Source organism: Burkholderiales bacterium, assembly GCA_013695435.1.
Lineage (GTDB): Bacteria > Pseudomonadota > Gammaproteobacteria > Burkholderiales > JACMKV01 > JACMKV01.
Window position 1 is genome coordinate 1 of sequence record JACDAM010000192.1, and the last position, 8,157, is coordinate 8,157.

At 62.0% G+C, this 8,157-nt stretch carries 10 protein-coding genes; 7 read left to right on the forward strand and 3 right to left on the reverse strand.

Annotated elements, in window-relative coordinates; translation table 11 throughout:
- The 5 genes from H0V78_09825 to phnE all read left to right on the forward strand — a co-directional run.
- The coding region (locus H0V78_09825) for a polysaccharide biosynthesis C-terminal domain-containing protein (GenBank protein MBA2352056.1) at positions 1-506 on the forward strand (506 nt) is incomplete at its 5' end.
- A 25-nt stretch (positions 507-531) separates the two neighbouring features.
- The gene (locus H0V78_09830) at positions 532-1,392 is read left to right on the forward strand and encodes a putative selenate ABC transporter substrate-binding protein (protein MBA2352057.1); all 861 of its coding nucleotides are present in this window, start codon (positions 532-534) and stop codon (positions 1,390-1,392) included.
- A gap of 23 nt (positions 1,393-1,415) precedes the next feature.
- Positions 1,416-2,234, forward strand: coding sequence for an ATP-binding cassette domain-containing protein (locus H0V78_09835; GenBank protein ID MBA2352058.1), 819 nt, complete (start codon positions 1,416-1,418; stop codon positions 2,232-2,234).
- A gap of 127 nt (positions 2,235-2,361) precedes the next feature.
- Entirely contained in the window at positions 2,362-3,210 is an 849-nt protein-coding gene (locus H0V78_09840; GenBank protein MBA2352059.1) for an ABC transporter permease subunit, read from the forward strand.
- Between the two features lie 12 nt (positions 3,211-3,222).
- A complete protein-coding gene (phnE, locus tag H0V78_09845; protein MBA2352060.1) occupies positions 3,223-3,984 on the forward strand; it encodes a phosphonate ABC transporter, permease protein PhnE in 762 nt (253 codons plus the stop codon).
- A 33-nt stretch (positions 3,985-4,017) separates the two neighbouring features.
- Here the strand turns inward: phnE and H0V78_09850 are convergent, their stop codons facing one another.
- Positions 4,018-4,764, reverse strand: a complete 747-nt coding sequence (locus tag H0V78_09850; GenBank protein ID MBA2352061.1) for an SDR family oxidoreductase — start codon at positions 4,762-4,764, stop codon at positions 4,018-4,020.
- A 206-nt stretch (positions 4,765-4,970) separates the two neighbouring features.
- On the opposite strand from H0V78_09850, the gene H0V78_09855 reads away from it, so the two are divergent.
- Entirely contained in the window at positions 4,971-5,375 is a 405-nt protein-coding gene (locus tag H0V78_09855) for a CopG family transcriptional regulator (GenBank protein MBA2352062.1), read from the forward strand.
- A 34-nt stretch (positions 5,376-5,409) separates the two neighbouring features.
- Complete coding sequence (locus H0V78_09860; protein MBA2352063.1) at positions 5,410-6,792, forward strand: PHB depolymerase family esterase; 1,383 nt, start codon at positions 5,410-5,412, stop codon at positions 6,790-6,792.
- Here H0V78_09860 and H0V78_09865 read toward each other — a convergent pair.
- A complete protein-coding gene (locus H0V78_09865) occupies positions 6,789-7,337 on the reverse strand; it encodes a dihydrofolate reductase (GenBank protein ID MBA2352064.1) in 549 nt (182 codons plus the stop codon). The two genes, H0V78_09860 and H0V78_09865, sit on opposite strands and share 4 nt — an antisense overlap.
- Positions 7,334-8,146, reverse strand: a complete 813-nt coding sequence (locus H0V78_09870) for a thymidylate synthase (GenBank protein MBA2352065.1) — start codon at positions 8,144-8,146, stop codon at positions 7,334-7,336. The genes H0V78_09865 and H0V78_09870 overlap by 4 nt, the downstream gene beginning before the upstream one ends.
- Between the last annotated feature and the right edge of the window lie 11 nt (positions 8,147-8,157).

Below are 8,157 nucleotides of genomic sequence, written 5' to 3' on the forward strand. Positions count from 1 at the left end.
AGGACGTCTGGATGACGCGTCAGGCGCTGCTCGCCTACAGCCTCGGCTTGATCGGCATGATCCTGGTGAAAATACTCGCGCCCGGTTTTTATGCGCGGCAGAACATCAAGACGCCGGTCAAGATCGCGCTCGTGACGCTGGCCGTGACGCAGGCGATGAATCTGATTTTCATCTGGCCATTGCAGCACGCCTGCCTGGCGCTTGCGATCGGCCTCGGCGCTTGCACCAATGCCGGTTTGTTGTATCACAAGCTGCGCAAGCACAATATTTATCGGCCGCAGCCCGGTTGGCGAATGTATGCGATGAAAGTGACGATCGCGCTGATCGCGATGAGCGTGGTGCTGTGGTTCAGCGCGGGCAGCGATCAGAGCTGGCTTGGCGGCACTGCGGTCGAGCGCGGATTGCGCCTGAGCGGCGTCATTGCACTGGGTGCGGCGACCTACCTCGGCACGCTGGGTTTGCTCGGTTTCCGGCCGCGCGATTTTTTGCGCCGGGCGGCGGAATAGCCTATCGTACCCCACCGGAGGAAACATGCCACGCTTGTCCCGAATGATACTAATAGCCGCCGCTTTCGCGCTTTCCTTTGTGTCGGCGCCAGGTTTTGCCGCCGAGGTGCTGCGCGTCTCGGCGATTCCCGATGAATCGCCGACCGAGCTTCTGCGCAAATTCAAACCGCTCGGCGAGTATCTGGAGAAAGAGACCGGCATGAAAATCGAATGGACGCCGGTGACCGACTACGCCGCGGTCGTCGAAGGCCTCGCGGCAGGCAAGATCGATCTGGCGTGGCTCGGCGGATTCACTTTCGTGCAGACGCGGCTGAAGACCGGCAACGCAATTCCTGTCGCACAACGCGTCGAAGACGAAAAATTCACCAGCAAATTCATTGTCCCGGCAAATAGCGATGTCAAGGATCTGAAAGACCTGAAAGGCAAAACGTTCGCATTCGGTTCGGTTTCGTCGACTTCGGGTCATTTGATGCCGCGCTATTTTCTGCAGGAGGCTGGCATCGAACCCGAAAAGGATTTCAAGCGCGTCGCTTTTTCCGGCGCGCACGACGCCACCGTCGCCTGGGTTGCATCGGGCAAGGCCGAGGCCGGCGTGCTGAACGCATCGGTTTGGGACAAGCTCATCGAATCCGGCAAGGCCGATCCGAAACAGGTCAAAGTGATCGCGACGACGCCGCCGTACTACGACTACAACTGGACGGTGCGCGGCGATCTCGATCCGGCGCTGGTCAAGAAAATCACCGCCGCGTTTCTGAATCTCGATCCGGCCGACCCCGCCCACAAGGCGATACTCGATCTGCAGCGCGCAACGCGTTTCATCCCGACCAAGCCTGAGAATTACAAAGGGATAGAGAATGCAGCGCGTTCGGCGGGGTTGTTGAAATAATCCAACCGCGACGGCGACCGTTCGTGAGCCTCACGCTCAACAACGTCAGCCTCATCCATATCGGCGGCAACCGCGCGCTGCACGACATCAGTCTGGAATTGAAAAGCGGCGAGCGCGTCGCCATCATCGGCCCGTCCGGCGCCGGCAAGACCAGTCTGCTGCGCATCCTGACGACCTCGCTGCGCCCGACCGGCGGAGAGGTCAGCCTGCTCGGCCAGGATCCGTGGCGGCTGAAGCGAAAAGCGCTGCGCAGACTGCGCGCGCGCATCGGCACAATTCACCAGGCGCCGCCGCTGCCGCCACGCCAGCGCGCTGTCACCGCGGTGCTTGCCGGTCGGCTCGGACGCTGGCCAACCTGGAAGGCATTGGCATCTTTGGTTTATCCGTTGGATAGTGCGGGCGCGAAAGCCGCGCTGGCGCGGCTCGATCTCGGCGAACGCTTGTTCGAACGCTGCGATCGTCTGTCCGGCGGCCAGCGTCAGCGAGTCGCGATCGCACGCATCCTGTACCAGCAGCCCGACCTCATCCTGGCCGACGAACCCGTCTCGTCGATGGACCCGGCGCTGTCCGACCGCGTCGTAGGCGAACTGCACAGCGAAGCGGCATCGCGCAAAATCACCCTGATCGCGAGCCTGCACGCTGTCGATCTCGCGCTGCGCTGGTTTCCGCGCATTGTCGGCGTCAAAGCCGGTCAGATCGTGTTCGATCTGCCGCCGGTGCGAGTCCATGACGACATGCTGCGCGATCTGTATGCGTCCGAATTCGCCGCGGTGCCAACGCAGGATAACCGGCCGCTTGCCATCGATGCCCCCGGCATCAAGCGTCATCCGATCTGTTATTGACGCTGCGTTGTCCTCCCTCCCTACTTGCTGGGGAGGGCTGGGGTGGGGAAGCGGCGCTTAATGCACGCACGTCGCGCTGTGCTCGCAACGTTTCTCAAACAGCTCGCCAGCTTTCGAAACCCGGCTGATGACGACGACTGTTACCGGTAAACGGTCGCAAGAAAGTCTGCGAGATCCGGCCGCTGGGCGGCGCGCGCTGGCGGCCGTCGTTGTTTTGCTGCTGTTATGGCCGGGCGTGATATGGACCGAATTCAGTCCTGCCGTGTTGTTCGATCCGCAAAACCGGCAGACCATCGGTCATTTCCTCGGCACCTTCCTGCCGCCGAATTTTTCGCCGGAATTCCTGCGGTTGATCGCGAAATCGACGCTGGAAACGCTGGCGCTGGCAACGGCTGGCATGGCGCTGGCCATCGCGTTCGCATTGCCGCTGGCGCTGATCGTCGCGCGCAGCCTTTCGATCTCGCGCATCGGTCCCGGTCCGGGACGCGGCGCGGGCAATCTGTTGCGAACGCTCGTGCGGTTCGTGCTGATGGTGTTGCGCGGCATTCCGGAAATCGTCTGGGCCTTACTGTTCGTGCGCGCGGTCGGGCTCGGGCCCGCCGCCGGTGTACTCGCTATCGCGATCACCTACAGCGGCATGCTCGGCAAAATCTACTCGGAAATTTTCGAATCGGGCGATGTGCAGCCGGCGCGCGTGCTGCTCGAATCCGGCAGCGGCCGGCTCGGCTCGTTTTTCTACGGGATTCTGCCGGGCGCGCTGCCCGAGCTCGTGTCTTACACGATCTATCGCTGGGAATGCGCGATCCGCGCCTCGGTCGTGATGGGCTTCGTCGGCGCCGGCGGCCTCGGCCAGCAGATGGAATTGTCGATGCGCCTGCTGAATGGCGGCGAGGCGAGCACGATATTGCTGACATTTTTGCTGCTCGTTCTGCTGGCGGATGCCGTCAGCGCGCTGCTGCGCAGAGCGCTGACATGAGAGCGGTCTGACGTGGCAGCCTTTTACTGGTCGACCGCGCTCGGCCTCGTTGCCGTCACCTGGCTGAGCTTCCATTACCTGGCACTCGACCTCAGCCAATTATTCACGATCAAGGAAGCAACCCGTATGACGCAATACGCGGCGTCATTTTTTCCGCCCGACTTGAGCGCCGATTATCTCGTACGCGCCGCCCGGGGCATGGCGGAAACGCTGGCGATTTCGGCGATCGGTACGGCGCTCGCGGCGCTTGCCGGAGTGTTTCTCGCGCTGCCGGCGGCCGGCTATTTCGGCGCAGTTGTGCGCGCCGCATCGAAACTGGTTCTGAATTTTCTGCGCGCCGTGCCCGAACTGGTATGGGCGGCGATCATGGTGCTCGCCGCCGGGCTCGGGCCGTTTGCCGGTACGCTCGCCCTCGCAGTGCACACGGCCGGCGTGCTCGGACGCCTGTTCGCCGAGACGCTGGAAAACACGCCGCGCGAGCCGCAGCTTGCCTTGTCCGATGCCGGCAGCCCCGCATCGGCGGCTTTCATCTACGGGACGCTGCCCGCGGCGATACCGCAGTTCGTCGCCTACGCGCTCTACCGCTGGGAGTACAACATCCGCATGGCTGCGGTGCTAGGCTTCGTCGGCGCCGGCGGCCTCGGCCAGATGCTGTATTTTTCGCTGAGCCTGTTTCAGCAGCAGCAGGCGTGCACGATTATTCTCGCGATGCTGGTGCTGGTCGCGATCGTCGATGCGGTGAGCGCGTGGTTGCGCAAGCGTCTGGTGCTGTAAGTCGGGCGCTGCACACCGAAGCGCAACCATGCTCTATCTTCCGCCGGTCACATCGACGATCGCGCCGTTGACGTAGGACGCCTGGTCCGACAGCAGCCAGAGAATCGCATTGGCCACCTCGTCAGGCCACCCGCCGCGCCGCATCGGTATGCTGTCCTTGAGGCGATCGATCCGCTGCGGTTCGCCGCCGCTGGCGTGGATATCGGTGTAAATCAGGCCGGGTCGAACAGCGTTGACGCGTATGCCTTCGGCTGCAACTTCCCTGGCCAATCCAACCGTCATCGTATCGATCGCGCCCTTGGAAGCCGCGTAATCGACATACTCGCCGGGCGCGCCGATGCGCGAGGCGGCCGATGACACGTTGACGATCGCGCCGCCCGCGCCGCCATGCTTTGCCGACATGCGGCGCACAGCTTGCCGCGCGCACAAAAAGCTTCCGATCACATTCGTCGCGAATATGCGCCGCAAACGATCGGCGTCCATTTCCTCGACGCGCATCTGCGCTTCCAGAATGCCGGCGTTGTTGACCAACGCGGTAATGCGGCCGAGCGATTCGTCTATGGTTTCGAAAAGGCGCTGTACGTCGGCTTCGAGGCTGATGTCGGCGCCAATCGCAATCGCGTCGCCGCCGTCGCGGCGAATTTGCTCGACAAGCGCTTCGGCGGCGCCGCGATTGCGCAAATAGTTGATGCAGACGGTATAGCCACGCCGCGCTGCCAGGAATGCGGTTGCCGCGCCTATGCCGCCGCTGCCGCCAGTGATCAGAATGATGTCGCGCATTGGTTTCGATGCCTTTCATTAGACGGATGCGCGATCAGCTTAATCTAGGTGTACTCCCAGTGCTCGCGTCTTAGCGCCGAAAACCCGCGGCTCGTAGGCGGTTGCGCGATGAGTAACCGGTGTGGGACTTTCGCGATTTTCTCGACCTTGCGTATCTGATAATGAAGGTGTACCATCCATACAGATGTTAGACAGATGGCGAATGGATGGAGTGGCAGACAATGGCAGGCGAACTCGAAAAGATCACGATCAATCTCGGCTACATCGATCTTGGCCAGATCGATTTGCTGGTACAGGAAGCCTTTTATTCCAATCGCACCGATTTCATACGCACGGCCATTCGCAATCAGTTGACCGCGCACGCCGATACGGTCAAGCAAATGGTCGCGCGGAAAACGCTGGTGCTCGGCCTTCAGCACTACACGCGCAACGATTTGGAAGCGCTGCGCGCGTCCGGCCAGAAGCTGCAAATTCAGGTGCTGGGGCTGGCGACCATCGCTGACGACGTTTCCGCCGAATTGGCGCGCGCCACCATAGACTCGGTCGTCGTGCTCGGCGCCTTTCATACCAGCGCGGAAGTCAAAGTGGCGCTCGCCGACCGGATTCGATAACGCGATTCGATAACCTTTATACAAAGGAATACAAATGAACCAACTAAAGAACGAAGACATGTCACCCGCTATCGCGGAAGCCACCCGTCTTACCCGCGCTGGCGCCCTGATGGAGGCGACGGCGCTGATTCGGCGCACGCTGGAAAGGCTGACGACGCGCGATTCTCACGGCGCCGATCGCGAAAACGACAGCGTAATCGAGGGCGACTGCGCGGTCGTCGAAGAGGTGCCGCGCCCAGAGGCCGCAACCAGCGAGAAGGATCGTGCGCGCAGCACCGTTGCCGGAACATCATCCCGCGCACCGTCCGCTGATATGACATCGCCCGTTAACGAGACGGCGGTGGATCGAAGCGAGGTCGTTTCCGCCGCACCTACCGATGCCCATTCAACGGGCAAAATGAAATGGCCGGAACGTCTGCACAGCCTCCTGCGTTTTCGCCAAGGCGGCGATCGACCGCTCATCGACCGTGCTGACGGTATTCCGGCGCGGCCGCGCACCGAGGTTGATTCCGGGCAGTTTATCGACGGCTCATACACCAACCGCGCCGGAACCCGCGACTACAAGTTGTACATTCCAGGCGGTTATCGCGGCCAGGCTTTGCCGCTGATCGTCATGCTGCATGGATGCACCCAGAACCCGGACGATGCCGCCGCCGGCACGCGACTCAACGCGCTCGCCGAGGAGGAACTGTTTCTGGTCGCCTATCCGGCGCAGGCGGCTTCGGCTAATCAGAACAAATGCTGGAACTGGTTTCAAACAAACGATCAGCAGCGCGACCGCGGCGAGCCGTCGATCATCGCCGGAATCACCCAGCAAGTCGTGCGCGATTATCGCCTCGATGCACGGCGCGTTTACATAACCGGAATGTCGGCCGGCGGCGCCATGGCGGCGACCATGGCAGCCGAGTATCCTGATCTTTACGCCGCCGTCGGCGTGCACTCCGGCCTCGCCCACGGCGCCGCGCGCGATATGCCCTCGGCATTCGCCGCCATGCGCAGCGGCGCCGCCGGCACCCAGCAAGCGGGTGACGGGTTTTCTGCTAAAGCGCGCAATCGCATTGTCCCGACAATTGTTTTCCACGGCGATAGCGACAACACCGTCCATCCGCGCAACGGCGATCAAGTGCTTGCGCAAATGGTCGAGCGAGCCGCATCGGATTTTCTGGCCAAGCCGCGGGTGACGTTAAGCCAGGGCCAAGTGCCTGATGGCCGCGCTTACTCGCGCTCGGTTTATCACGATGTCAATGGACAGGAAATCATGGAGCGCTGGCTGGTGCACGGCGCCGGCCATGCCTGGTCGGGCGGCAGCCGCGCAGGCTCCTATACCGATCCGCAAGGTCCGGATGCCTCAAGGGAGATGGTCAGCTTTTTCTACAAGCACGCGAAAAGCGAATCGGTGCTTGCTGTCGATGGTTAGCGGATTTGAAGCCGGTCGAAGACCGTGAGCGTGTAGTCGTAGGGATTCTTTTCGTCGGCGGCGTAGCGCCGCGTCGAGGTTTGTTTCCAATCCGCGAAATCGAATTCGGGCATCAGGGTGTCGCCGGGAATCTCGGCATCGATCACGGTCAGATGGATGCGATCAGCAATCGGCAGCGCGGCCTTGAACAGCTCGGCGCCGCCGATCACGAAAATTTCATCGTCCGCCTCGCATTGCGCGATCGCGTCGGCGAATGAGTGGGCGATCTTTGCGCCGGCAGCCCGATATTGTCGATCACGCGTCACGATGACCGTCGTGCGCCCGGGCAGCAAGCGGCCAATCGACTCGTAGGTTCTGCGTCCCATCACGATGTGATGTCCCATGGTCAGGGATTTAAAGTGCCGCAATTCCGACGGCAGCCGCCAGGGAATCGCGTTGTCGCGGCCGATCACGCGATTGCGCGCCATCGCCACAACCAGCGAGATGCGCGCAGCGCGCGAAGCGCCGCGTGAATCCGTGGCTGCCGACAAATCGGCCGCGCTCATATCGCAACCGGCGCCCTGATTGCCGGATGCGGATCGTAGCCCGTCAGCGTGAAATCGTCGTAGCGAAAATCGAAAATGTTGCGAACGGCCGGACTCAACTGCATACGCGGCAGCGGCCGCGGTTCGCGGCGCAATTGCTCGCGCGCCTGTCCGATGTGGTTCAGATACAGGTGCGCGTCGCCGAACGTGTGCACGAAATCGCCGGGTGCAAGCTCGCACACCTGTGCGACCATCAAGGTCAGCAAGGCATACGATGCGATGTTGAACGGCACTCCGAGAAACAAATCGGCGCTGCGCTGATACAGTTGGCACGACAGCCGGCGCGGTCCGGCGCCGCTAGCGGGCGCAACATAAAATTGAAAGAATGCGTGGCACGGCACCAGTGCCATCTTGTCCAGTTCGCCGACGTTCCACGCGCTGACGATCAGCCGCCGCGAATCGGGATTGCTGTCGATCTGCGCGAGCACGTTGCTGAACTGATCGATCCCGCGTCCATCGGCGGTCGGCCATGAGCGCCATTGCTTGCCATACACCGGGCCGAGTTCACCGCGCTCGTCGGCCCATTCGTTCCAGATGCTGACGCCGTGGTCGGTCAGATATTTCGTGTTGGTCTCGCCGCGCAGGAACCAAAGCAGCTCATGGATGATCGATTTCAAATGGACTTTCTTGGTCGTCAGCAGCGGAAATCCCGCAGAGAGATCAAAACGCATCTGATGCCCGAACACGCTCAGCGTGCCGGTGCCGGTGCGGTCGTCCTTGCGGATGCCGTGGTCGAGCAGGTGCTGCAGGAGATCGAGATAAGCGCGCATCGGTAGTCGGT

Bases quoted from the DNA above. Each gene is read 5' to 3' on its own strand.
- H0V78_09830 (MBA2352057.1), top strand. From the start codon at position 532: ATGCCACGCTTGTCCCGAATGATACTAATAGCCGCCGCTTTCGCGCTT.
- H0V78_09840 (MBA2352059.1), top strand. From the start codon at position 2,362: ATGACGACGACTGTTACCGGTAAACGGTCGCAAGAAAGTCTGCGAGAT.
- H0V78_09850 (MBA2352061.1), bottom strand. From the start codon at position 4,764: ATGCGCGACATCATTCTGATCACTGGCGGCAGCGGCGGCATAGGCGCG.
- H0V78_09855 (MBA2352062.1), top strand. From the start codon at position 4,971: ATGGAGTGGCAGACAATGGCAGGCGAACTCGAAAAGATCACGATCAAT.
- H0V78_09860 (MBA2352063.1), top strand. From the start codon at position 5,410: ATGAACCAACTAAAGAACGAAGACATGTCACCCGCTATCGCGGAAGCC.
- H0V78_09865 (MBA2352064.1), bottom strand. From the start codon at position 7,337: ATGAGCGCGGCCGATTTGTCGGCAGCCACGGATTCACGCGGCGCTTCG.
- H0V78_09870 (MBA2352065.1), bottom strand. From the start codon at position 8,146: ATGCGCGCTTATCTCGATCTCCTGCAGCACCTGCTCGACCACGGCATC.